The sequence below is a fragment of the Burkholderia sp. MSMB1835 genome, from assembly GCF_001526365.1.
GTDB lineage: Bacteria > Pseudomonadota > Gammaproteobacteria > Burkholderiales > Burkholderiaceae > Burkholderia.
Genome location: NZ_LOYP01000057.1, coordinates 1 through 1,765, shown reverse-complemented (window position 1 = coordinate 1,765; position 1,765 = coordinate 1). Strand labels below are relative to the sequence as shown.

Below are 1,765 nucleotides of genomic sequence, written 5' to 3'. Positions count from 1 at the left end.
ATGTATCGCCGTTTACTCGCACCGGGGCTGCTGTTGCTGTTGGCCGCGTGCGCGCAGGATCCGTCGGTCACCGCCGGCACGGTACGGATCTGCGACGACACCGGGTGTTCCGATCGCCCTAAAGATCAGGTCTCCTATCAAAAAAAGGACGACGCGGAAGACCGCGAGGATCCGCGCATCGCCGCGCTCAAGCAAACCGCGAAGACCCAGCCGAAGGCCGCCTACGATCTCGGCCTGCGCTACTTCCGCGGCGACGGCGTGCGCCAGGACAGCTACCAGGCGCTGAAGTGGATGCGCGAGGCCGCCGAACGCGGCGACCTGAACGCGCAGAAGGCGCTCGGCAGTTTCTACCTGTTCGGCCTCGAGGAAATGGGCTCGGATGCGCGCGAAGCGGAGAAGTGGCTGTCGATCGCGGCCGGCCGCGGCGACAAGGAATCGAAAAAGCTGCTCGAGCTCGCGCGCAAGGCGAAGAAGGAAGACGAAGAAGACTGGAAATGGCGCACGCAATGGCGTGACGTCTATTACGGCTACTGGTACTCGGGCTATCCGTACTACGGCGTCTGGCAGCAGACGTACTGGTACTACTGACCGGGTATCGAGCAACGGGGGCAGCCGCGGGGAGACCACCATCGCGCGCTACGCCGGGGGGCTTATCGAAGTTCGCACGAACACATAAGCCGAACAACGACTCTAATCGATCGACAACGACATGAAGACCAATCTTTCCCAACGTCTCGTTCAAGGTGCGCTGGTTGCAGCGCTTGGCGCGTCCGTCGCGGGGTGCGGCGGCGTGGTGACGCCCGGCGGGCAGAACGCCGGCGTGACGGGCGCGGCGGCAGGCGGCGCGAGCGCCGGCGCCGATTCGCAACTGCAGCGCTGCACGTCGCCGCTGGGCACGATCGCGGTCGACGACGGCCGCAACGCCGACTGGTGGGGCCCGTTCGGCAGCGCGACCAAGATGACGACGATCGACCCGCTGCTGCGCCTGGCGGTGCAGCAGTCGAACTGCTTCGTGATCACGTCGATCGGCAACCAGAAGAGCGACGCGCGCCTGTCGCGCATCACGCAACTGCAGCGCAACTCGGGCGAATACCGCGCGGGCTCGAAGCAGCAGAAGGGGCAGCGGGTCGCGGCCGACTACTACATGGAGCCGCAGATCGTGATCAACGACTCGCCGATCGGCGGGATCGGCAGCATGATCGGCGGGCTGATCGGCAACAGCGCGGTGGCGGCGGTGGCGGGCCACCTGCAGACGAAGGCCTCGGTGGTGACGCTGACGCTGTTCGACGTGCGCTCGGCGGTGCAGATCGCGGCGTCGGAAGGCAGCTCGACGGCGACCAACTACGGCGCGGCGCTGGGCGGCTTCGGCGGCGGCGTGGGCGGTGCGCTCGCGGGCTTCTCGGCGACGCCGGAGGGCAAGGCGACGGTCGTCGCGTTCATCGATGCGTACAACAAGATGGTCGTCGCGCTGCGCAGCTACAAGGCGCAGGACGTGAAGGGCGGGCTGGGCCGCGGCGGCCAGCTGCAGGTGAACTGACGTCGGCGGGCCGGCGGGAAGCCGCCGGCCGATTGCCGAGTCTCGCTTCCTGATTCGATTCGCGATTCGTGATGGTCGGCGCGTGCGGCGCGATGCGCGCGTGCCGGCTTCGTTCGTCCAGTTCGTTTGAAAGGGGACCCCGATGAAAACCGCTGTACTGATTGCATTGACCTGCGTTGCGCTGACCGCTTGCGGCGGCGACGACAATTCCTCGCCCGCGGCGTCCGG

Annotated in this window: 2 protein-coding genes; both read left to right on the top strand. The window is 67.0% G+C overall.

All coding sequences use genetic code 11. The features are described from left to right. Positions 1-588 (top strand): tetratricopeptide repeat protein (locus WS96_RS28985; RefSeq protein WP_034209406.1); only part of this gene is annotated, 588 nt, incomplete at its 5' end. 121 nt (positions 589-709) lie between these two features. Next, positions 710-1,537: a hypothetical protein gene (locus WS96_RS28980; protein WP_059837237.1), complete on the top strand. Its 828-nt coding sequence runs from the start codon at positions 710-712 to the stop codon at positions 1,535-1,537. The last annotated feature ends 228 nt before the right edge of the window (positions 1,538-1,765 follow it).